The following is a 22,659-nucleotide window of genomic DNA, read 5'->3' on the forward strand; positions in this document are numbered from 1 at the left end:
GGCACTGTGTCCACGCCGAAGAAAAACTCTGCGGACAACCAGGCCTCGTCCCCAACGCTTCTGGAAGGGCGGCTCGGCTACAAGGTCGAGTCCGCCCTTCTGGTGCGTGCGCTGACCCATCGTTCCTACGCGTACGAGAACGGCGGTCTGCCGACGAACGAGCGGCTGGAGTTCCTCGGGGACTCCGTGCTCGGCCTCGTCGTCACCGACACGCTGTACCGCACCCACCCCGACCTGCCCGAGGGCCAGCTGGCCAAGCTGCGGGCCGCGGTGGTCAACTCGCGTGCGCTGGCGGAGGTGGGCCGCGGGCTCGACCTCGGCTCCTTCATCCGGCTCGGCCGCGGTGAAGAGGGAACGGGCGGCCGGGACAAGGCGTCCATCCTCGCCGACACCCTCGAAGCGGTGATCGGCGCGGTCTATCTCGACCAGGGCCTGGAATCGGCGGCGGAGCTGGTGCACCGTCTGTTCGACCCGCTGATCGAGAAGTCCTCGAACCTGGGAGCCGGCCTGGACTGGAAGACCAGTCTCCAGGAGCTCACCGCGACCGAGGGGCTCGGCGTTCCCGAGTACCTGGTCACGGAGACCGGCCCCGACCACGAGAAGACCTTCACTGCTGCCGCCCGCGTCGGAGGCGTCTCGTACGGCACCGGCACCGGCCGCAGCAAGAAGGAGGCGGAGCAGCAGGCCGCCGAGTCCGCGTGGCGGTCCATCAAGGCCGCGGCGGACGAGCGGGCCAAGGCGGCTCAGGAGGCCGAAGAGGTCGTCCAGGCCGCCGAGGCCGAAGCCTCCGGCAAGAGCGCCGACGCACCGTCGGCCTCCGCCTGACGCAGTACGCGCGACACGAGCGCCCGTCCCCCGAACCGGGGCGGGCGCTCGGTGCTCGTTCCACCGGTCCTGGGAGGGGACGCCATGCCCGAGCTGCCCGAGGTCGAGGTCGTACGGCGCGGACTCGAGCGGTGGGTCGCCCACCGGACCGTCGCCGACGCCGAGGTCCTGCACCCGCGCGCGGTGCGCCGCCACCTGGCGGGCCCGGACGACTTCGCGCACCGGCTGAAGGGGCACCGCATCGGCGTGCCGCGCCGGCGCGGCAAGTACCTGTGGCTGCCGCTGGAGGACACGGACCAGTCGGTGCTGGCCCACCTCGGCATGAGCGGCCAGCTGCTGATGCAGCCGCACGCCGCGCCGGACGAGAAGCATCTGCGGATCCGCATCCGCTTCACCGAGCCGCAGTCACCTGACGAGGGCCCGGCGGGCGACACCGAGCTGCGCTTCGTCGACCAGCGCACCTTCGGCGGTCTGTCGCTGCACGACGACACCCCCGAGGGCCTGCCCGACGCCATCGCGCACATCGCCCGCGACCCGCTCGACCCGCTCTTCGACGACGAGGCCTTCCACCAGGCGCTGCGCCGCAAGCGGACCACGATCAAGCGGGCGCTGCTCGACCAGTCGCTGATCAGCGGCGTCGGCAACATCTACGCGGACGAGGCGCTGTGGCGGGCCCGCATCCACTACGAGCGCCCGACGGCCGGATTCACCCGCCCCCGCACGCTGCAGCTGCTGGGGCACGTCCGGGACGTGATGAACGCGGCCCTGGTCGCCGGCGGTACCAGCTTCGACAGCCTGTACGTCAACGTCAACGGCGAGTCCGGCTACTTCGACCGCTCCCTGGACGCGTACGGCCGTGAAGGTCTGCCCTGCCGCCGCTGCGGGACGCCGATACGCCGGCGGGCGTGGATGAACCGCTCCAGCTACTTCTGCCCGCGCTGTCAGCGGGCGCCGCGCGCCGCGTCGTAACGCTCCCGGGCCTCGAGGACGGCGTCCATGCGGCCTTCGAGGAGGTGGATGAGCGCCATCAGCCGCTCGGTGACCTCGTGGCCCAGCGGGGTCAGTTCGTAGTCCACCCGGGGCGGGTTGGTCAGCTGCGCCTCGCGGTGCACGAGCCCGTCGCGCTCCAGCGCGTGCAGGGTCTGCGACAGCATCTTCTCGCTGACGCCGTCGACCCTCCGGCGCAGCTCGTTGAACCGCAGCGACCCCTCGTACAACGCCCCCAGCGTCAGCGCCCCCCAGCGCCCGGTCACATGTTCCAGCGTGCCGCGGGACGGGCAGGACTTGGCGAACACGTTGAACGGCAGGTCCCGGTCCTCCGGGGCCGACTGGGCGGTCGTCATAAGCTCAGCGTACTTCAGAGCAGCGCTCACCCAAGGGTGGCGCTTACTGCTGGTAAGCGAACGGGAGGCCGACCGTGCTGATCCGGGACGCCCGGCCCGACGAGGCCGGGGAGCTGACCGAACTGGCCCTCCGTTCGAAGGCCCACTGGGGCTACGACGAGGCGTTCATGGCGTCGTGCCGTGAGGAACTGACCGTCCGCCCGTCGGAGGTGGGGGAGCGGCGCGCCGCGGTCGCCGAGCGCGACGGCCGCGTCCTCGGCTTCACGACGGTGGACGGCAGCCCGCCGGAGGGCGCGCTGGGCATGATGTTCGTGGACCCCTCGGCCCTCGGCCAGGGCATCGGCCGCGCCCTCTTCGCCCACGCCCTCACCACGGCCAGGGCGGCCGGCTTCCACCGCCTGACGATCGACGCCGACCCGAACGCGGAGCCGTTCTACCGCGCGATGGGCGCGGTCCGGATCGGCGAGACACCGTCGGGGTCGATACCGGGGCGGGTGCTGCCGTTGCTGGCGGTCACGTTGTGAGGGCGGGGCGGCCGAGGGCAGGTGCCGACGAACGCCCCGCCCCACCGGGGCTTCTCCCGCCCCTGTTCGACCAGCCTGCGCGCATGCGCCATCTGGTGGAGTCGTTCGCTGTCGGAGCCCTCCGGCGCGGGCAGGCGATCGAGCAATTCCTCGGGCGTGCCGCGACGGAGACGCCGGCCGGAGTCCGGTGGGTGTCCGTGGAGCCGACGGAACGGGGCTTCGTCGTGACGCTCCACGCTGTCGAGGACGTGGGCGGAGGCCACTTCTGCGATCTCCTCGAGTTCCCGCCGCTCGACCCGGACGACGAGTTCGGCGAGGAACTCGGGGTCGAGCGGGAGCCGCTCGCCGCGATGGCTCTGGCCGAGGACAAGGCCGGGGCGGTCCGTGACCGGTGGGTCAATGCCGGTGTCGCCGGAGCCGAATACCGCGACTACGTGCGGGCCGGACGCCCCACCACGTGAAGGCGGGGCCGCCGTGGCGCGCGTCTGCCGACGCGGAACCCGCCACTGACGGCCCCTGCACGGGGTACGAGGGTGCTCCGACCCGCGCCTGGCTCAGTAGCCGAAGAAGTGGTGGGCTGGGTCCCTGACCTGCGACCACGCAATCGATCAACGCTGCAACCTGCGACTTAGCTGGCGGTGGTTGTCAGCGTTGGTCGCCCTTGGCTGCCCTCAGACGGCCCAGTGACGGCCCGAGAGGCAGCGGAGGATACCATTTCGATCATCGAAATTGCGTGTAGGCATCATGTAGATGTTGGGGTGGGTTGTGCGCAGGGGTTTGGTTTCATTGGGGGTCGTCGTGGCCCTTTCGGCGTCGGCTTGTGGTTCGTCGACTCAAGGGGTTGGTAGCGAAGAGGCTGTGGGAACGCCATCAGCGACCAGTGCGGCACCGGCTTCGCCTTCGGCGCCTGAAGGGTCGGCCTCGCCTTCCGCGTCCGAAGCGCGGAACAGCTTGGGGTCCGTGAGGCTGGCTGGTCAGCTCAAGTTCGGCCAGGCCTACGACTTCAAGCAGGACTCGAAAATCGACCGGACCGTCGCTGAGCAGGATGGCACGGTCACCGTGCTTGAGTACCGATCGAACGTCGCGCCTAATGCGGACCGGCCACAGGCCCTATACGACTTCCTGGACGGAAGGTTCTCTTGGTCCTCCCTCAAGGTGCGTGTCTGTCACGACGGGAGTGAGGGGGAGGCTGCTGATGACGACTTCGTGACCATCTCCGCGTGGCCATGGGCTCTTGAGTTGTCAGATGGCTCGCTAGCCAGTCCGTTCGCGGAAGACTTGGTTGGTTTTCCGAAGCCCTTGTATCCCACGGATGACGAAGAGCTCTATGCGGGAGCTTGCCGGACCGGGCACGTTGCCTTTGCGGTACCAGACGGCCAGAGCGTGGCGAGGGTTTTGTACATCAGGCAGAGTGCGCTTCCTGTCGCTTGGACCGATCGGTGATTCCCTAACCAACGGGCCATTGTTTCGGGGTGAGGTAGCGAAAGCACGGAACGGCTCGACTGTCGCACCGCGGTCGGCGTAGCGACTTTGGCCGGGAGCTGCTTTGGCGCGAGTGATCATGGCCCCGTAAGCTTCCGGCGCGTCGGGCAGTCTGTGGACCTGCCCGTTGAAGCGCGACGCTGGGGCCATGATCTTCGAGGCTCGCGCCAAAGTGGCTGGCTAAAGTCGCGGAGCCGACCGCCCCAGCCACGACATGTTCTGACCTCATGCCCGTGTGCCTGCCTCTTGGGCGGGAGCGGGCGACCGGCGGTGCCGAGCGGGGCGGAGACATGAGCGCGGGCGCCGCCGGCCGCCCGCTCGGCAGAACGGCATGCACGCGCTACGCCACTTCTACGCCTCGGTTCTTCTGGACGCGGGGGAGAGCAGCAAGGCTCTGAGCGAGTCCCTGGGCCCACCATGACCCGGGCTACACGCTGCGGACGTACACGCACCTGATGCCGTCCAGCGAGACCCGGACCCGGGCCGCCGTGGATCGCGTCTTCCAGGATGGGGACCCTACGGTAGACGGAGGGGAGACGGCCCAGGGTCAAAATTAGGTCTCTGAACTGCGGTTATCTCAGTAGCCGAAGTTCTGCGTCCACCAAGGACCGCCCGGGCCCAGGTGGACGCCGACGCCGAGGGTCTTGAAGTCGCAGTTCAGTATGTTCGCCTTGTGGCCGGGGCTGTCCATCCAGGCCTGCATGACGGACTCCGCGTCGGCCTGGCCGCGGGCTATGTTCTCGCCGCCGAGGTTGGCGATGCCGGCCGCCTGGGCGCGGTCCCACGGGGTGTCGCCGTCGGGGTCCGTGTGGTCGAAGAAGCCGCGGCCCGCCATGTCGTCGCTGAAGGCCGTGGCCAGCGCGGTCAGTGCGCTGTCCGCGGTGACCGGGCTGCAGCCCACCTTCGCGCGCTCGGCGTTGACCAGCCGCAGTACCGCCGCGGCGGCGGTGGCCTCGGCCGAGGTCTGGCCCTTGCCCTGGCTCTGGTCGCCCGCCTTCCGCTCGGCGCCGGGCGCCGTTCCGCGGTCCTGCGCCTGCTCCTCGGTCTTCTCCGGGGCGGCGGGGGACTCCGTCTTCTCCGGGGCCGTCCTCTCCTCCTCGGGCGCCTTCGCCGGCGCGCTCGGGGCGGACGGCGTCGCCGACGGCGCCGGGGAGGTCGCGCGGCCGCCGTCGCGGCTCGCGGGGGGCGACGCGTCGCGGCCCGGCGTCTCGACGGGGCCGGACGTACCGCCCTGCTCGGTCGGCAGGCTGGTCGCCACACCGGCGCCGGCCTGCACGTTGTCACTGGCGCCGCTGTCGCCGCCGAGCTTGTAGTTCTCCAGGCCCGGCACCGCGCCGGTGGCCACGGCGACCGTCCCGATGGCGACGGCGGCGGACACACCGAGCAGCCCGGTGCGGACCGGCGTCGCGGCCTTCTTCTTGCGGCGCCGACCGTTCGCCGGCGGCCGGTCGTCCGCGCCGACCGACGAGGTCACGCTGGTGCGGGCGGTCCGTACGGGGCGGGGCCGGGGCGTCACGTCCCACTCCGGGAGCGGGTCGCCGGCGAAGGAGTGGCCCGTGAAGTCGTACTCGGCGGTGCGGGGGCCCGGGACGGTCGGGGCGCTGACGGTCGGGGCGGTGACGGTGTCCGCGGCGGATGCGGTGTAGGCGTACGCGGCCGGGGCGGGGGCGGGGCCCGCGTCCGGGTAACCGCCCGTCGTCGCGAAGCCGGTGCCGCCGGCGGGGACAGCGGTCTCGTCCGTCGCGTACAGGTACGCCTCGCTGCGGGCGTACGTCTCCGCGTAGGCCTCCGGGTTCAGGTACGGCGCCGTGCCCATCGTGGGCGGGCCGTCGGCTCCGGCGCCTCGCGCGTCCAGGCCTTCACCGTAGGAGCCGTCGTGGTGGGTGACCCCGGCGGCGCGGCTCGTGGCGGCGCGGCCGGCGTCGGAGCGTCGGTGGCGTCCCATGTATGGCCTTCCTCGTCCTGGCGGTCGGCCGCGGCTCGCGACCAGCCCGAAACTCGACGATCACGAAACTCACACGAACGAGTGAGTTTCATATGAGATTCATGGGTGCGGACGCTACCGCATGACACACGGGGGCGGAGTGCCCGGTGTGACTTTGTCCGGTTAGGTTGCAGGCATGAGCGAGGATGTGCGACTGGTCGCCTGGGTCCGCGGACACGTCCAGGGCGTGGGCTTCCGCTGGTTCACCCGGGCCAAGGCCCTGGAGATCGGCGGCCTGCAGGGCTTCGCCCTGAATCTCGGCGACGGCAGGGTGCAGGTGGTCGCCGAGGGCCCCCGCGACCGCTGCGAACGGCTGCTGGAGTGGCTCCGGGACGGCGACACGCCCGGGCACGTGGACGGTGTGACCGAGATCTGGGACACACCCCGCGGCGGCTACGACGGCTTCGCGATCCGCTGACGGCGCCCGCCTGGCCGCCGTACCCAGGCCGGCGCGGCCCTCGCCCTGAGGCGTCCGGACGTAAAAAGTCCTGGTGATCGAAGCGAACGGCTTGTCAGAGGCAACTGCGCCCGCCAAGATGATCGCCACGCCCCGAGGACCCGCGAGGAACGCGACGCCGCCGCCGTCCGGCCGTATGCGCCCGGTTGTCCCCCAATACGGGGCGTGATCGTGTTGACCCTCAAACTTTTTGGTGAGACGCTGAAAGCCCCGCGCACCTTAGCTGTTTGGCATGGCTGAACGGCAGCACAACTCCAGGCCTGCCAAGCACCGCGGGTGCGAATCCCTCACGACCCACACCGCATCGGTCGGTCACTCATTGTGGAGGACCATCCATCATGGCAAAGGCGCTTCTCGGTTACGTCGGCGGCTCCGACCCGCGACTCCTCGCCGAGATGCGACGGCTCCAGCAGCGCGTCCAGGACCTGGAATCCGAGCTCGTGCGGATCCAGGCGGAGAAGGACGCCCTGAAGGCTGCCGCTTCTCACGACAGGATCATGGAGAGCGTTGACGCACACCAGGCGGAGCCTGCGCTCACCTGATCACTGCACGCTCCACGAACAGCACCGCAGTGGTCGGGCTTGCCCGTCACCACCGCCAGGCAGTCAGAACTGCAAGGGACGCTCCGGCGTCCCTTCTTTCTTCACCCCTCCGCGTCCCGAACCGCTGAGCCTGCCGTCTCCCCGCGGGGAGCCCCCGCGACCCCCGCGCGGCGCACTCTCTGTCCCGCGCACCTTTTCACTTCTCAACGTCTGGCATGCCCTGCGCGTTCACCCGCGAAACCGCGCGCTCATGGAGTGAGACATGCCCGCCCGGTAGAGTCCGACGGCGTGCACCTCAAGGCCCTGACCCTCCGCGGCTTCAAGTCGTTCGCCTCGGCGACCACGCTCCGGTTCGAGCCGGGCATCACATGCGTCGTCGGTCCGAACGGCTCGGGCAAGTCCAACGTGGTGGACGCCCTCAGCTGGGTCATGGGCGAGCAGGGCGCCAAGTCGCTGCGCGGCGGCAAGATGGAGGACGTCATCTTCGCCGGCACCACCGGCCGCCCGCCGCTGGGCCGCGCCGAGGTGTCCCTGACCATCGACAACTCCGACGGGGCCCTCCCCATCGAGTACTCCGAGGTCACCATCACGCGGATCATGTTCCGCAACGGCGGCAGCGAGTACCAGATCAACGGCGACACCTGCCGCCTCCTGGACATCCAGGAACTGCTCTCCGACTCCGGCATCGGCCGCGAGATGCACGTCATCGTCGGCCAGGGCCAGCTCGACTCCGTCCTGCACGCCGATCCCATGGGCCGCCGCGCCTTCATCGAGGAGGCGGCCGGCGTCCTCAAGCACCGCAAGCGCAAGGAGAAGGCGCTGCGGAAGCTCGACGCGATGCAGGCCAACCTCGCGCGCGTCCAGGACCTCACCGACGAGCTCCGCCGCCAGCTCAAGCCGCTCGGCCGCCAGGCCGCCGTCGCCCGCCGCGCCGCCGTCATCCAGGCCGACCTGCGCGACGCCCGCCTGCGCCTCCTCGCCGACGACCTCGTGAAGCTGCGTGAGGCGCTCCAGGCCGAGATCGCCGACGAGGCCGCCCTCAAGCAGCGCAAGGAAGCCGCCGAGGCCGAGCTGAAGAAGGCCCTCCAGCGCGAGGCGCACCTGGAGGACGAGGTACGCCGCCTCACCCCGCGCCTGCAGAACGCCCAGCAGACCTGGTACGAGCTCTCCCAGCTCGCCGAACGCGTGCGCGGCACCATCTCCCTCGCCGACGCGCGCGTGAAGAGCGCCACCCAGGCGCCCATCGAGGAGCGCCGGGGCCGGGACCCCGAGGACATGGAGCGCGAGGCCGCCCGCATCCGCGAGCAGGAGGCCGAACTGGAGGCAGCCCTCGAGGCGGCCGAACGCGCGCTGGAGGACACCGTCGCCCACCGCGCCGAACTGGAGCGCGAACTGGCCCAGGAGGAACGGCGCCTCAAGGACGTCGCCCGCGCCATCGCCGACCGGCGCGAAGGGCTCGCCCGGCTCAAGGGCCAGGTCGGCGCCGCCCGCTCCCGCGCCGCCGCGGCCCAGGCCGAGATCGAACGCCTCGCCGCCGCCCGCGACGAGGCACGGCAGCGCGCGGTCACCGCCCAGGAGGAGTACGAGGCCCTCCAGGCGGAGGTCGACGGCCTCGACGCGGGCGACGCGGAACTCGCCGAGCGTCACGAGGAGGCCAAGCGCGGACTCGCCGAGGCCGAGGCCGCCCTCACCACCGCCCGCGAGGCGGTCACAGCCGTGGAGCGCAAACGCGCCGCCACCCAGGCACGCCACGAGGCCCTCGCGCTCGGCCTGCGCCGCAAGGACGGCACCGGCGCCCTGCTCGGCGCGAAGGACAGCCTCACCGGGCTGCTTGGCCCGGCCGCGGAACTGCTGACGGTGACCCCCGGCCACGAGGTGCCGCTCGCGGCCGCCTTCGGCGCGGCGGCGGACGCCCTCGCGGTCTCCTCCCCGTCCGCGGCGGCCGACGCGATCCGGCTGCTGCGCAAACAGGACGCGGGACGCGCGGCCCTCCTGGTGACGGGCCTCGCTTCCGACACCGCGGGTGAAACCCCGCCCGGGGCCGCGGGGAACCGCGCACCCGGCCACGAAGCACCCGCACCCGGAACCCCCCTCCCCGCGGAGCACTTCGTCACCGGCCCCGACGACCTCATGCCGGCCGTACGCCGGCTCCTGCACGGCATCGTCGTCGTCGCCACCCTCGAGGACGCCGAGGAACTCGTCCACGCCCGGCCCGGCCTCACCGCCGTCACCGCCGAGGGCGACCTGCTCGGCGCCCACTTCGCGCACGGCGGCTCGGCCGGCGCGCCCAGCCTGCTGGAGGTGCAGGCCTCCGTCGACGAGGCCGCCGCCGAGCTGGAGGAGCTCGAGGTGCGCTGCGAGGAGCTGGCCGAGGCGCAGGAGGCCGCGGCCGCCCGGCGCCGGGAGTGCGCGGCCCTCGTCGAGGAGCTCGGGGAACGGCGCCGGGCCGCCGACCGGGAGAAGTCCGCCGTCGCCCAGCAACTCGGCCGGCTCGCCGGACAGGCACGCGGCGCCGCAGGCGAGGCCGAGCGTGCCGGGGCCGCCGCCGAACGCGCCCAGGAGGCTCTCGACAAGGCCCTCGCCGAGGTGGAAGAGCTCGCCGAGCGGCTGGAGACGGCCGAGGAGATGCCGTTCGAGGAGGAGCCCGACACCTCCGTGCGCGACCGGCTCGCCGCCGACGGGGCCAACGCCCGCCAGACCGAGATGGAGGCCCGCCTCCAGGTCCGTACGCACGAGGAGCGGGTCAAGGGGCTCGCCGGACGGGCCGACTCCCTGGACCGGGCCGCCCGCGCCGAACGCGAGGCACGCGCGCGTGCCGAGCAGCGCCGCGCCCGGCTGCGCCACGAGGCGGAGGTGGCCGCCGCCGTCGCCGCGGGCGCCCGCGGGCGCCCGCCAGCTGCTCGCGCACGTCGAGGTGTCCCTGTCCCGCGCCGCCGAGGAGCGCACCGCCGCCGAGGCCGCCAAGGCCCGGCGCGAGGAGGAACTCGCCCGCGCCCGCGGCGAGGGACGCGATCTCAAGGCGGAACTCGACAAGTTGACGGATTCGGTCCACCGTGGCGAGGTACTCGGCGCCGAGAAGCGGCTGCGGATGGAGCAGCTGGAGGCGAAGGCGCTGGAGGAACTGGGTGTCGAACCGGCCGGGCTGGTGGCGGAGTACGGTCCGCACCAGCTCGTGCCGCCCTCGCCCCCCGCCGACGGCGAACAGCTTCCGGAGGACCCGGAGCATCCGCGCAACCAGCCCCGACCCTTCGTGCGGGCCGAGCAGGAGAAACGGCTCAAGGCCGCCGAGCGCGCCTACCAGCAGCTCGGCAAGGTCAACCCGCTCGCCCTGGAGGAGTTCGCGGCGCTGGAGGAACGCCACCAGTTCCTCAGCGAGCAGCTGGAGGACCTGAAGAAGACCCGCGCGGACCTGCTCCAGGTCGTCAAGGAGGTCGACGAACGCGTCGAGCAGGTCTTCACCGAGGCCTACCGGGACACCGCCCGGGAGTTCGAGGGCGTCTTCTCCCGGCTCTTCCCGGGCGGGGAGGGCCGCCTGGTGCTGACCGACCCCGACAACATGCTCACCACGGGCGTGGACGTCGAGGCGCGTCCGCCGGGGAAGAAGGTCAAGCGGCTGTCGCTGCTGTCGGGCGGCGAGCGGTCGCTGACCGCGGTGGCGCTGCTCGTGTCGATCTTCAAGGCGCGGCCCAGCCCGTTCTACGTGATGGACGAGGTCGAGGCCGCCCTCGACGACACCAACCTCCAGCGGCTGATCCGGATCATGCAGGAGCTGCAGGAGGCCTCGCAGCTGATCGTGATCACGCACCAGAAGCGCACCATGGAGGTCGCCGACGCGCTCTACGGCGTCTCCATGCAGGGCGACGGCGTGTCCAAGGTCATCAGTCAGCGTCTGCGCTGAAGCGGCTTCAACTCTTCAAGATGTGAACCCCTGGCAGGGGAACGCTTCGACTCCTGCGTCTTTCAAGTCACAGCCGCCGACCTATTGACTTCAAAAGTTGAAGACATAGTCTCTGCAATGTTGTTTTTACCTTCAGGTGCCTACGGCAGAAACCTTGAAGGGCTGACCCCCCACCCGGCGATGTTGCCGGTGGCCCGAGGAGTACACGTGACCAGCACCGCGCAGGCACAAGCGTCAGGAGCCAGGACGGCTCATCCCGAACATCTCGGGCATGTCATCTTCATCGCCGCTGCCGCCGCCATGGGCGGCTTCCTCTTCGGCTACGACAGCTCCGTGATCAACGGCGCCGTCGAGGCGATCCGCGACCGCTACGACATCGGCTCCGCCGCGCTCGCCCAGGTCATCGCCGTCGCACTGATCGGCTGTGCCATCGGCGCCGCCACCGCCGGCCGGATAGCCGACCGCATCGGCCGCATCCGCTGCATGCAGATCGCCGCGGTCCTCTTCACGGTCAGCGCCGTCGGCTCCGCGCTGCCCTTCGCGCTGTGGGACCTCGCCTTCTGGCGCGTCGTCGGCGGCTTCGCCATCGGCATGGCCTCCGTCATCGGCCCGGCCTACATCGCCGAGGTCGCCCCGCCCGCCTACCGCGGCCGCCTCGGCTCCTTCCAGCAGGCCGCGATCGTCGTCGGCATCGCCGTCTCCCAGCTCGTCAACTGGGGCATCCTGAACGCCGCCGACGGCGACCAGCGCGGTCAGCTGATGGGCCTCGAGGCCTGGCAGGTCATGCTCGGCGTCATGGTGATCCCGGCCGTCCTCTACGGCCTGCTCTCCTTCGCGATCCCCGAGTCGCCCCGCTACCTGATCTCCGTCGGCAAGCACGAGCGCGCCCGCCAGATCCTCTCCGAGGTCGAGGGCAGCGAGATCGACCTCGACGCCCGCGTCACCGAGATCGAGACCGGCATGCACCGCGAGGAGAAGTCCAGCTTCAAGGACCTGCTCGGCGGCAGCTTCTTCTTCAAGCCGATCGTCTGGGTCGGCATCGGCCTGTCGGTGTTCCAGCAGTTCGTCGGCATCAACGTCGCCTTCTACTACTCCGCCACCCTGTGGCAGTCGGTCGGCGTCGACCCGTCGGACTCGTTCTTCTACTCGTTCACCACGTCGATCATCAACATCATCGGCACCGTGATCGCGATGATCTTCGTCGACCGCGTCGGCCGCCGTCCGCTGGCCATCATCGGCTCCGTCGGCATGGTGATCGGCCTCGCGCTGGAGGCCTGGGCGTTCTCCTCGAACCTCGTGGACGGCCAGCTGCCCGCCACGCAGGGCTGGGTGGCCCTGATCGCGGCCCACGTCTTCGTCCTCTTCTTCGCCCTGTCGTGGGGTGTGGTCGTGTGGGTCATGCTCGGCGAGATGTTCCCGAACCGGATCCGTGCGGCGGCGCTCGGCGTCGCCGCGGCCGCGCAGTGGATCGCCAACTGGGCGATCACGGCCAGCTTCCCGTCGCTGGCGGACTGGAACCTGTCCGTCACGTACGTGATCTACACGGTGTTCGCGGCGCTGTCGATTCCGTTCGTGCTGAAGTTCGTCAAGGAGACGAAGGGCAAGCGGCTGGAGGAGATGGGCTGACACCCCTCTTCCCTCTGCACCCGAGGGGTGGGGGTTACCTCCCCGCTGCTCCCGCCCCTCGTATGCCACCCCCCACCCGCCCTGGCTCGGATCTTCGAGCCGGGGCGGTGGCATGTTCCTGGGCGGGTGCGGGTTGTGCGGGGCCTGTCGCGCAGTTCCCCGCGCCCCTGAACGGGGTGGTGGCTGCGGAGTCGCATGGTGCGGCGCCGTTGGGGTTGAGCGCGCAATGCCCCGCGTCCCCGGGCGTTTCAGGCTGTGAGGAACTCGTGGAAGCGGGCGGCGAAGTGCCTCGGGTCCTGGCTCAGGGAGGACTTGACCATGGCGGTGAACTCGTCGGCCACGACCTCGTACACCTCGGACTCGACGCCGTCGAGGGCGGCTCGGGCGACCTCCGCCGCTGTCATCTTCGGTACGTCGAGGCCCTTCGTCATGTCGGTGTCGGCGGCACCGAGGTGGACCGAGGTGAGACGGGTTCCCTGTTCGGCCAGTTCCTGGCGCAGGGCGTTGCCCATGCTCCACACGGCGGCCTTGGAGACCGCGTACGCGCCGGTGCCGGGGAAGACGAACCACGACGCGGACGAGGCGATGGTGAGGATCGTGCCTCCTCCGTTGCCGGCCAGGACCGGCGCGAAGGCCCGGATCACGGACAGCGTGCCCCAGAAGTTCACCTCCATCGTGGCGCGGACGCCGTCGAGATCGCCGAGCAGGGTTCCGCCCCCGATCCCGGCGTTGTTGACCAGTAGGTCGACGTCACGGGCCTGCTCGGCGGCGGCCGCGACGGAATCGGGATCGGTGACGTCGAGGGCGAGGACCTCCACACCGTCAAGGTCGATCGACTCGGGCCGGCGGGCGGTCGCGTAGACCTTCGCGCCCCGCTCGGCGAGCTGGGCGGCGAGGTGGCGGCCGATGCCGCGGCCGGCCCCTGTGACGAGCGCGGTTGCTTTGTTGATGTCCATGCCGCGTACGCTAGAACCTCACGTCAGCGTGAGGTTCAAGCCGCGAGCAGCCGGAGGCGCGATGCGTATCGGAAAGGTCGCCGAACGGGCGGGGGTCAGCGTCCGCGCGCTGCGCTACTACGAGGAGCAAGGACTCGTCGTCCCCGCCCGCGGCGCTGGGGACCAGCGCGACTACGACGAGTCGGACGTCGAGCGGGTGAAGTTCATCCAGCTCCTCTACGCGGCCGGGCTGCCCAGCAAGGCGATCCTGCACATCCTGCCGTTCCTGGACACCCTCGTCGCCACGCCGGAGATGACGCGGCGGCTCACGGAGGAGCGGGACCGCATCCAGGTCCGGCTGGACGATCTGACCCGGGCGCGGGACCGGCTCGACGAGCTGATCGGCCTCGCCGGTCGGTACACGGAGTCGTCGACGGCCGAGTGCCGTCCGCCGCGGGAGCGGGCTTCCGCCTGACCGGCCCGGTGGGGGCCGGGCGCGCCGTTCCCCGCGCCCCTTCGGGGCGCCTCGGGCGGGGCGCGTCCGTATGGGGGGCGCGGGGCAGGCATGGCTGATACTGGACGGGTTATGGACATCGTCATCCTTGCTGTAGTCATCGCCGTGGTCGTGCTCGGCGCGCTCGGCGGGCTGATCGTCGGGAGCCGGCGCAAAAAGCCGCTGCCCCCGCCGCCGCCCGCCGCGCCCGACATCACCGCCCCGCCGGCCGAGCCGCACGTCGGCGAAGAGGCCGAGACGCCGCGGGAGGAACCGCGGCGCACCATCGAGGAGGTTGATCTTCCGGCGGGCGCCGGTCCCGTCATCGAGGAACCGCCCGCCGCCGAGGCTCCCGAGATCGAGATCCCGGAGCCCACCGCCGGCCGTCTGGTCCGGCTGCGCGCCCGGCTGTCCCGGTCGCAGAACGCCCTGGGCAAGGGCCTGCTCACCCTGCTGTCCCGCGAGCACCTCGACGAGGACACCTGGGAGGAGATCGAGGACACCCTGCTCACCGCCGACGTCGGCGTCCAGCCCACCCAGGAGCTGGTCGAGCGGCTGCGCGAGCGGGTCAAGGTGCTCGGCACCCGCACCCCCGAGGAGCTGCGCGCGCTGCTCCGCGAGGAGCTGATCACGCTGGTCGGTCCCGAGATGGACCGCACCGTGCACACCGAGAACCCCGACGGCGGGCCCGGCGTCGTCATGGTCGTCGGCGTCAACGGCACCGGCAAGACCACCACCACCGGCAAGCTCGCCCGTGTCCTGGTCGCCGACGGCAACACCGTCGTCCTCGGCGCCGCGGACACCTTCCGCGCCGCCGCCGCCGACCAGCTCCAGACCTGGGGCGAGCGGGTCGGCGCCCACACCGTGCGCGGTCCGGAGGGCGGCGACCCGGCCTCCGTCGCGTTCGACGCGGTCAAGGAGGGCAAGGAGATGGGCGCCGGCGCGGTGCTCATCGACACCGCCGGCCGGCTGCACACCAAGACGGGCCTCATGGACGAGCTCGGCAAGGTGAAGCGGGTCGTGGAGAAGCAGGCCCCGCTGGACGAGGTGCTGCTGGTGCTCGACGCCACCACCGGCCAGAACGGCCTGGTGCAGGCGCGCGTCTTCGCCGAGGTCGTCGACATCACCGGCATCGTGCTCACCAAGCTCGACGGCACCGCCAAGGGCGGCATCGTCATCGCCGTTCAGCGTGAGCTGGGCGTCCCGGTCAAGCTGATCGGTCTCGGCGAGGGCGCGGACGACCTCGCGCCGTTCGAGCCCGAGGCCTTCGTGGACGCGCTGCTGGGGGAGTGACACCCCCGGAGCCGTCCGGCCCCGTACGCGAGGAAGCGCCCGCCCCCGGAACCGTCGGGGGACGGGCGCTTCGCCGTAGGTCGCCGTATGTGAAGAGGGTCAGCAGCCCGAGCGGTGCGCCACGTACGCCAGCGTGCCCAGCAGCAGCCGCGCCTCCGGGGGGCGGGAGGCGGAGTCCAGGGCGGGGGAGCGGAGCCAGCGCACCGGGCCGAGGCCGGCGCGGTCCGACGGCGGCGCCGTGATGTGCGTACCGCCTCCCAGGCCGCGCAGGTCCAGGGCGGCCGGGTCGTCCCAGCCCATGCGGTACAGCAGGTCCGGCAGGGCCGCCGCGGCGCCCGGGGCGACGAAGAACTGGGCACGGCCGTCCGGGGTGGCGGCGACCGGCCCGACCGGCAGGCCCATCCGCTCCAGCCGCGCCAGGGCGTGGCACCCGGCGGGCTCCGCCACCTCGATCACGTCGAACGCCCGCCCCACGGGCAGCATCACCGAGGCGCCCGGGAACTCCGACCAGAGCGCCGTCACCTCGTCCAGAGGAGCGCCCGCGCGGATCACCGGCGCGTGCTCCAGGGGGTGGGCGCCCGGGGCCCGGCAGCCCGTACGCCCGCAGGAGCAGGACCCGGCGAGGGCGCGCACGCCCGGCACCACGTCCCAGCCCCACAGTCCCGTGTACTCCGCCACGACCGTGCCGTCCGAGGAGCGGCCCCGCCGCCGCGAGCCGGACCGGATGTCACGGATGCCCCGACTGATGCCGATCGTGAAGCCCATGCCCCCTCCAACGGGTCCGACGTACCGGTGGTTACGTAGCGGACGCAGTATGTGACTCTCTGTTTCCGGCTTCCCGGTGTGACCTGCGCCAACCAGCGCCTCGATGCGCGCGGGGTGGTGCGGCGGGTGTCGTGCGCCTCGGAGTGCACCGCTGCATCCACTCTTGTCTGTCCTGTGTCAAGTCAATCGCGGGACGGCGACGGTGCGTTCATTCGAAGGGGTGGCGAATGGTGGCGATTGAGGTTCCGCCATGGTGGGGCGGGTGATCATAGGGTTACTGTGTGTGCACGGCTTGGATGGGGCACATGCACTCGTGGGTATGCCGGAGGCAACTCGGCTTCCCGTTCGAAGGGTGGCAACCGCCGGACGGGCGGCCCCAACTACCGGCATTCTGATAGGGCTTGGCGCACTCGGCGACAAGTGGTCTTCAGGGATGGGGGCGTTCCAGTGAGCGGCAACGGCGGTGGCGGGACGAGTTCTGCGAGTGCGGGGAAGCGCCCGAACGAGCTGCTCACCTCATGGTTCGTCCGCAGCGGCTGGTCCAAGGGTGAGCTCGCCCGCCAAGTGAACCGCAGAGCGCGGCAGTTGGGCGCCAACCACATCTCCACCGACACCTCCCGGGTGCGCCGCTGGCTGGACGGGGAGAACCCGCGCGAGCCGATCCCGCGCATCCTCTCCGAGCTGTTCTCCGAGCGCTTCGGTGTCGTCGTCTCCGTGGAGGACCTGGGCCTGCGCACCACACGCCCGGCGCCCTCCGCGACCGGCGTCGACCTTCCCTGGACGGGCCCGCAGACCGTGGCCCTGCTCAGCGAGTTCTCGCGCAGCGACCTCATGCTGGCGCGGCGCGGCTTCCTCGGGAGCTCGCTGGCCCTCTCCGCGGGCCCGTCCCTCATCGAGCCCATGCAGCGCTGGCTCGTCCCCTCCCCGTCCTCCCCCCTGGCCAGGCCCGAGCCGGACGTCGCCCCCTCCTCGGCGCGCGCCCGCGGCCGGCTCTCCAAGCCGGAGCTGGACCTGCTGGAGACCACCACCGTGATGTTCCGGCAGTGGGACGCCCAGTGCGGCGGCGGACTGCGCCGCAAGGCCGTCGTCGGCCAGCTCCACGAGGTCACCGACCTCCTCCAGGAGCCACAGCCCGACGCCACCACCAAGCGGCTCTTCAAGGTCGCCGCCGAGCTCGCCGAACTGGCCGGCTGGATGTCGTACGACGTGGGGCTGCAGCCCACCGCGCAGAAGTACTTCGTGCTCGCCCTGCACGCCGCCAAGGAGGCCGGCGACCGGCCCCTCGGCTCCTACGTCCTCTCCAACATGAGCCGCCAGATGATCCACCTCGGCCGCCCCGAGGACGCCCTGGAGCTCATCCACCTCGCCCAGTACGGCAGCCGCGACTGCGCCAGCCCCCGCGTCCAGTCCATGCTGTATGCGATGGAGGCCCGCGCCTACGCCAACATGGGCCAGCCCGGCCGCTGCAAGCGCGCCGTCCGCATGGCCGAGGACACCTTCGCCGAGGCCGACGAGTGGGACGAGCCGGACCCCGACTGGATCCGCTTCTTCTCCGAGGCCGAGCTGTACGCGGAGAACAGCCACTCCTTCCGCGACCTGGCCTACGTCGCCGGCCGCAGTCCCACCTACGCCTCGCTCGCCGAGCCGCTGATGAAGCGCGCCGTGGAGCTGTTCGGCAAGGAGGGCGGCGAGCACCAGCGCTCCTACGCCCTCAACCTGATCGGCATGGCCACGGTGCATCTGCTCCAGCGCGAACCCGAGCAGAGCACGGTTCTCGCCACCGAGGCCATCAAGGCCGCCAAGAAGGTCCGTTCCGAGCGCGTCAACACTCGTATCCGAAAGACCGTGGACACCGCCGTACGTGACTTCGGGGAGCTCGCCGAGGTCGTCGAACTCACCGAGCGGCTCGCCGTCGAGCTGCCCGAGACCGCCCAGGCGGTCTGAACACCGAGGAACCCTGGACCCCGGCCGCGGCCGGCCCTCCCGAACTGCCCGACTCGGCTCCCCCATGCCAGTCATTCGGAAGGCCGGCCGCGGCCGGTCGTGTGTCTCCCCGGCCGCGGCTCACCGCCGTACACCGAAGATTGCGCCACGATAACGATCGGCGCGCCCCGGATCCGGCGGTTCACCGACCCGTAACACGCCGGGTGCCTTCGTCACGGCGGCGAAACAACGAGGGGCTTCCACCGAAACGGCGCTGCGCCAATCTTCATGGCGCATAACCGGCCCACCCCTCAATCCGCTCAAGGCTTCGCCCGCACGGGGCCGTACCAACGACGAGGAGACGCCGATGGCACAAGCCATCACCCTGGCAGCAGACGCGCCCACGCTGTCCGCCGCCAACACAGGGTTCATGCTCATCTGTTCCGCCCTGGTGATGCTCATGACCCCCGGTCTGGCCTTCTTCTACGGAGGCATGGTCCGGGTCAAGAGCACCCTGAACATGCTGATGATGAGCTTCATCAGCCTGGGCATCGTCACTATCCTGTGGGTGCTCTACGGGTTCTCCGTCGCGTTCGGCGACGACAAGGGCAGCCTCGTCGGCTGGAACTCCGACTGGGTGGGCCTGAGCAACATCGGCCTGACGGAACTGTGGGGCGGCACCACCATCCCGCTGTTCGTCTTCGCCGCCTTCCAGCTGATGTTCGCGATCCTCACGCCCGCCCTGATCAGCGGCGCCCTCGCGGACCGCGTGAAGTTCAGCGCCTGGGCGCTGTTCATCACCCTGTGGGTCAGCGTCGTCTACTTCCCGGTCGCGCACTGGGTGTGGGGCGAGGGCGGCTGGGCCTTCGACCTCGGCGTCATCGACTTCGCCGGCGGTACCGCCGTGCACATCAACGCCGGTGCGGCCGCCCTCGGCGTGATCCTGGTGATCGGCAAGCGCATCGGCTTCAAGAAGGACCCGATGCGTCCGCACAGCCTCCCGCTGGTCATGCTCGGCGCCGGTCTGCTGTGGTTCGGCTGGTTCGGATTCAACGCCGGCTCGTGGCTCGGCAACGACGACGGCGTCGGCGCGCTGATGTTCGTCAACACCCAGGTCGCCACCGGCGCCGCGGTTCTCGGCTGGCTCGCCTACGAGAAGATCCGCCACGGCGCGTTCACCACGCTGGGCGCCGCCTCCGGCGCGGTCTCCGGTCTGGTCGCCATCACCCCGGCGGGCGGCGCGGTCTCCCCGCTCGGCGCCATCGCGATCGGCGTCATCGCCGGTGTCCTGTGCGCCATGGCCGTCGGCCTCAAGTACAAGTTCGGCTACGACGACTCCCTCGACGTCGTCGGCGTCCACCTCGTCGGCGGCATCATCGGCTCCCTGCTCATCGGCTTCTTCGCCACCGGCAAGGGCCAGTCCGACGTCGAGGGCCTCTTCTACGGCGGCGGCCTCGACCAGTTCTGGAAGCAGTGCGCCGGTGTCTTCGGCGTCCTCGCCTACTCCCTCATCGCCTCCGCGGTCCTGGCCCTCCTCATCCACAAGACCATCGGTATGCGAGTCTCCGAGGACGAAGAGGTGGCCGGCATCGACCAGGCCGAGCACGCCGAGACCGCATACGACTTCAGCGGCGCGGGCGGCGGCGCGGCCCGGACGCCGGCCAGCAGCCCCGTCGCCCCGGCCGAGAGCAAGAAGGTGGACGCATGAAGCTCATCACCGCCGTCGTGAAGCCGCACCGGCTCGACGAGATCAAGGAGGCCCTCCAGGCCTTCGGAGTGCACGGTCTGACCGTCACCGAGGCCAGCGGCTACGGCCGCCAGCGCGGCCACACCGAGGTCTACCGCGGCGCCGAGTACACCGTCGACCTGGTGCCCAAGGTCCGCATCGAGGTCCTGGTCGAGGACGACGACGCCGAGCAGCTCGTCGACGTCGTGGTCAAGGCCGCCCGCACCGGCAAGATCGGCGACGGCAAGGTGTGGACCATCCCCGTCGAGACGGCCGTACGGGTCCGGACCGGCGAGCGCGGCCCGGACGCGCTCTGACAGCAGACCGACCGAACAGGAGTCGCCGGGTGACGAGGACGGACATGCACGGCCACGAACAGGACTCGGGACCCGGCGGCTACGCGGCGGCCCGGCTGCGCCTTCTCAACGAGAAGGCGCGGTCCGGGCCGCCGCGCCGTTCCGCCCTCGCCGGCCTCACCGACGAATGGCTCGCCGGACTCTTCGCGGCCGGCGCCCCCGGAGCGCGCGGGGTCTCCCTCGTCGCCGTCGGCGGCTACGGACGCGCGGAACTCTCCCCGCGCAGCGACCTCGACCTGCTGCTGCTCCACGACGGCGGCGACACCGAGGCCGTCTCCAAGCTCGCCGACCGCCTCTGGTACCCGGTCTGGGACCTCGGCCTCGCCCTCGACCACTCCGTCCGCACCCCGGCGGAGGCCCGCAGGACCGCGGGGGAGGACCTCAAGGTCCAGCTCGGCCTGCTGGACGCCCGGCACATCGCCGGCGACCTCGGCCTCACCACCGCCCTGCGCACCACCGTCCTCGCCGACTGGCGCAACCAGGCCCCCAAGCGGCTGCCCGCCCTGCGTGAGCTGTGCGAGGAGCGCGCCGCACGCCAGGGCGAACTGCAGTACCTCCTCGAACCCGACCTCAAGGAGGCCCACGGCGGACTGCGCGACGCCACCGCCCTGCGCGCGGTGGCCGCCTCCTGGCTCGCCGACGCCCCCCGCGAAGGACTCGCCGAGGCCCGCGGCCGCCTCCTCGACGTACGCGACGCCCTGCACCTGACCACCGGACGCGCCACCGACCGGCTCGCCCTCCAGGAACAGGACCAGGTCGCCGCCGAACTCGGCCTCCTCGACGCCGACGCCCTGCTCCGCCAGGTCTACGAGGCCGCCCGGGTCATCGCCTACGCCGGCGACGTCACCTGGCGCGAGGTCGGCCGCGTCCTGCGCTCCCGCTCGGTGCGGCCCCGGCTGCGCGCCATCCTGGGCGGCGGGAGGGCGCTGGGCGGCGGCAAGCCCGCGCCCGAGCGGTCCCCGCTCGCCGAGGGCGTCGTGGAACAGGACGGCGAAGTGGTGCTCGCCCGCGCCGCGCGCCCCGACCGCGACCCCGTGCTCCCGCTCCGCGCCGCGGCCGCCGCCGCCCAGGCGGGCCTCCCCCTCAACCTGCACGCCGTACGCCGCATGGCCGCCGGCGCCCGCGCCCTCCCCGCGCCCTGGCCCGCCGAGGCCCGCCAGCAGCTCATCACCCTGCTCGGCTCCGGCCGGCCCACCGTCGACGTCTGGGAGGCGCTGGAGGCCGAGGGACTGATCAGCCTGCTGCTCCCCGACTGGGACCGGGTGCGCTGCCGCCCCCAGCGCAACGCCGTCCACCTGTGGACCGTCGACCGGCACCTCATCGAGACCGCCGTGCGCGCCTCCGCCTTCACCCGCCGCGTCAGCCGCCCCGACCTGCTGCTCGTCGCCGCCCTGCTGCACGACATCGGCAAGGGCTGGCCCGGCGACCACTCGGTGGCGGGCGAGGTCATCGCCCGGGACGTCGCCGCCCGCATCGGCTTCGACGCCGACGACGTCACCGTCGTCGCCACCCTCGTACGCCACCACCTGCTGCTCGTGGAGACCGCCACCCGGCGCGACCTCGACGACCCCGCCACCGTGCGCTCCGTCGCCGAGGCCGTCGGCTCCCCGGGCACGCTGGAGCTGCTGCACGCCCTCACCGAGGCGGACGCCCTCGCCACCGGACCGGCGGCCTGGTCCTCCTGGCGCGCCTCACTGGTCGCGGACCTGGTCAAACGGGTCGCCGCCGTACTGGCGGGGCAGGCCCCGCCCGACCCCGAGGAATCCGCGCCCACCGCACAGCACGAGCGGCTCGCCCTGGAGGCCGTCGCCACCGGCGCGCCCGTGCTGTCCTTGCGGGCGCAGACCGAGCCGCCCGCCGAGCCCTCCGGCGACCCCGAACCGCTCGGCGTGGAACTGCTGATCGCCGTGCCCGACCAGGCGGGCGTGCTGCCCGCGGTGGCCGGCGTGCTCGCCATGCACCGGCTGACCGTGCGCACCGCCGAGCTGCGCTCGCTGGACCTCCCGGACGGCGTCGACGGCTCCGTGCTGCTGCTGGACTGGCGGGTCGCCGCCGAGTACGGCTCGCTGCCGCAGGCCGCCCGGCTCCGCGCAGACCTGGTCCGCGCCCTGGACGGCAGCCTGGACATCTCCGGCCGCCTCGCCGAACGGGACGCCGCCTACCCGAGGCGCCGCGGGGTGGTCGCCCCGCCCCCGCGTGTGACGGTCGCCCCGGCCGCCTCCCGGCACGCCACGGTGATCGAGGTCCGCGCGCAGGACGCCCCGGGCCTGCTGTTCCGTATCGGACGGGCGCTGGAGGACGCGGGCGTGAGCGTGCGCAGCGCCCACGCCGGCACGCTCGGCGCCAACGCGGTCGACGCCTTCTACGTCACAGGGACCGAGGGCCTGCCGCTCCCCGACGAGGAGGCGGTGTCGGTGGCGCGGAAGCTGGAGGAGACGCTGCGGGCGTGACATGCGGCGGTGCACGCGTTGAGCAGGGCGTGCTCCC

General features: G+C 71.8%; 18 protein-coding genes and 2 pseudogenes. 16 read left to right on the forward strand and 4 right to left on the reverse strand.

Annotation, left to right across the window (positions count from 1 at the left end):
• The first annotated feature begins 6 nt into the window (after positions 1–6).
• Complete coding sequence (gene rnc / locus AY578_RS23765) at positions 7–825, forward strand: ribonuclease III (RefSeq protein WP_006130466.1); 819 nt, start codon at positions 7–9, stop codon at positions 823–825.
• A gap of 84 nt (positions 826–909) precedes the next feature.
• Complete coding sequence (mutM, locus tag AY578_RS23770; protein WP_258905401.1) at positions 910–1,794, forward strand: bifunctional DNA-formamidopyrimidine glycosylase/DNA-(apurinic or apyrimidinic site) lyase; 885 nt, start codon at positions 910–912, stop codon at positions 1,792–1,794.
• Here the strand turns inward: mutM and AY578_RS23775 are convergent.
• A complete protein-coding gene (locus tag AY578_RS23775; protein ID WP_258905402.1) occupies positions 1,767–2,168 on the reverse strand; it encodes a winged helix-turn-helix transcriptional regulator in 402 nt (133 codons plus the stop codon). The two genes, mutM and AY578_RS23775, sit on opposite strands and share 28 nt — an antisense overlap.
• Before the next feature lie 74 nt (positions 2,169–2,242).
• Between AY578_RS23775 and AY578_RS23780 the strand changes: the two genes are divergently transcribed.
• The 4 genes and pseudogenes from AY578_RS23780 to AY578_RS23795 all read left to right on the forward strand — a co-directional run.
• Positions 2,243–2,692 (forward strand): GNAT family N-acetyltransferase, encoded by a 450-nt coding sequence (locus tag AY578_RS23780; protein ID WP_028961746.1) that lies wholly within the window; start codon positions 2,243–2,245, stop codon positions 2,690–2,692.
• 83 nt (positions 2,693–2,775) lie between these two features.
• A complete protein-coding gene (locus AY578_RS23785; RefSeq protein ID WP_237490959.1) occupies positions 2,776–3,153 on the forward strand; it encodes a hypothetical protein in 378 nt (125 codons plus the stop codon).
• Between the two features lie 499 nt (positions 3,154–3,652).
• A complete protein-coding gene (locus AY578_RS23790; RefSeq protein ID WP_019523251.1) occupies positions 3,653–4,135 on the forward strand; it encodes a hypothetical protein in 483 nt (160 codons plus the stop codon).
• A gap of 349 nt (positions 4,136–4,484) precedes the next feature.
• Positions 4,485–4,731 (forward strand): annotated as a pseudogene (locus AY578_RS23795) (site-specific integrase); the annotation flags it as partial.
• A gap of 20 nt (positions 4,732–4,751) precedes the next feature.
• On the opposite strand, the gene AY578_RS23800 reads toward AY578_RS23795, so the two are convergent.
• Positions 4,752–6,119 (reverse strand): CAP domain-containing protein, encoded by a 1,368-nt coding sequence (locus AY578_RS23800; protein ID WP_258905404.1) that lies wholly within the window; start codon positions 6,117–6,119, stop codon positions 4,752–4,754.
• Between the two features lie 175 nt (positions 6,120–6,294).
• Here AY578_RS23800 and AY578_RS23805 point away from each other — a divergent pair, with 175 nt between their 5' ends.
• The 4 genes and pseudogenes from AY578_RS23805 to AY578_RS23820 all read left to right on the forward strand — a co-directional run bounded on the left by AY578_RS23805 (position 6,295) and on the right by AY578_RS23820 (position 12,681).
• Positions 6,295–6,576 carry an acylphosphatase gene (locus tag AY578_RS23805; RefSeq protein WP_020700042.1) on the forward strand — a complete coding sequence of 94 codons (282 nt, stop codon included), beginning with the start codon at positions 6,295–6,297 and terminating at the stop codon, positions 6,574–6,576.
• Positions 6,577–6,953: 377 nt separating this feature from the next.
• Positions 6,954–7,157, forward strand: a complete 204-nt coding sequence (locus tag AY578_RS23810; protein ID WP_006130460.1) for a hypothetical protein — start codon at positions 6,954–6,956, stop codon at positions 7,155–7,157.
• Positions 7,158–7,445: 288 nt separating this feature from the next.
• A pseudogene (gene smc, locus AY578_RS23815) lies at positions 7,446–11,055 on the forward strand (chromosome segregation protein SMC).
• A 207-nt stretch (positions 11,056–11,262) separates the two neighbouring features.
• Positions 11,263–12,681 carry a sugar porter family MFS transporter gene (locus tag AY578_RS23820; RefSeq protein ID WP_026243587.1) on the forward strand — a complete coding sequence of 473 codons (1,419 nt, stop codon included), beginning with the start codon at positions 11,263–11,265 and terminating at the stop codon, positions 12,679–12,681.
• Between the two features lie 248 nt (positions 12,682–12,929).
• On the opposite strand, the gene AY578_RS23825 is transcribed toward AY578_RS23820, so the two are convergent.
• Positions 12,930–13,637, reverse strand: a complete 708-nt coding sequence (locus AY578_RS23825) for an SDR family oxidoreductase (protein ID WP_258905406.1) — start codon at positions 13,635–13,637, stop codon at positions 12,930–12,932.
• 61 nt (positions 13,638–13,698) lie between these two features.
• On the opposite strand from AY578_RS23825, the gene AY578_RS23830 reads away from it, so the two are divergent.
• Both AY578_RS23830 and ftsY read left to right on the forward strand, forming a co-directional pair.
• Complete coding sequence (locus AY578_RS23830) at positions 13,699–14,091, forward strand: MerR family transcriptional regulator (RefSeq protein ID WP_258905408.1); 393 nt, start codon at positions 13,699–13,701, stop codon at positions 14,089–14,091.
• Between the two features lie 111 nt (positions 14,092–14,202).
• On the forward strand, positions 14,203–15,402 hold the full coding sequence (gene ftsY, locus AY578_RS23835) for a signal recognition particle-docking protein FtsY (protein WP_258905416.1): 1,200 nt from the start codon (positions 14,203–14,205) through the stop codon (positions 15,400–15,402).
• A gap of 99 nt (positions 15,403–15,501) precedes the next feature.
• Here ftsY and AY578_RS23840 read toward each other — a convergent pair whose 3' ends face one another.
• Positions 15,502–16,167 (reverse strand): bifunctional DNA primase/polymerase, encoded by a 666-nt coding sequence (locus tag AY578_RS23840; protein ID WP_258905419.1) that lies wholly within the window; start codon positions 16,165–16,167, stop codon positions 15,502–15,504.
• 447 nt (positions 16,168–16,614) lie between these two features.
• Here AY578_RS23840 and nsdA point away from each other — a divergent pair, with 447 nt between their 5' ends.
• From nsdA to AY578_RS23860, 4 genes are all read left to right on the forward strand, one after another.
• The gene (nsdA, locus tag AY578_RS23845) at positions 16,615–18,111 is read left to right on the forward strand and encodes a transcriptional repressor NsdA (RefSeq protein ID WP_136238600.1); all 1,497 of its coding nucleotides are present in this window, start codon (positions 16,615–16,617) and stop codon (positions 18,109–18,111) included.
• Positions 18,112–18,457: 346 nt separating this feature from the next.
• Entirely contained in the window at positions 18,458–19,798 is a 1,341-nt protein-coding gene (locus AY578_RS23850; RefSeq protein ID WP_019523261.1) for an ammonium transporter, read from the forward strand.
• Complete coding sequence (locus tag AY578_RS23855) at positions 19,795–20,133, forward strand: P-II family nitrogen regulator (RefSeq protein ID WP_006130453.1); 339 nt, start codon at positions 19,795–19,797, stop codon at positions 20,131–20,133. The genes AY578_RS23850 and AY578_RS23855 overlap by 4 nt, the downstream gene beginning before the upstream one ends.
• A gap of 44 nt (positions 20,134–20,177) precedes the next feature.
• Complete coding sequence (locus AY578_RS23860) at positions 20,178–22,622, forward strand: [protein-PII] uridylyltransferase (protein ID WP_251144360.1); 2,445 nt, start codon at positions 20,178–20,180, stop codon at positions 22,620–22,622.
• Positions 22,623–22,659 lie beyond the last annotated feature (37 nt).

The organism is Streptomyces thermocarboxydus (assembly GCF_024760485.1).
In the GTDB taxonomy this organism is placed as follows: Bacteria; Actinomycetota; Actinomycetes; order Streptomycetales; family Streptomycetaceae; genus Streptomyces; species Streptomyces cellulosae.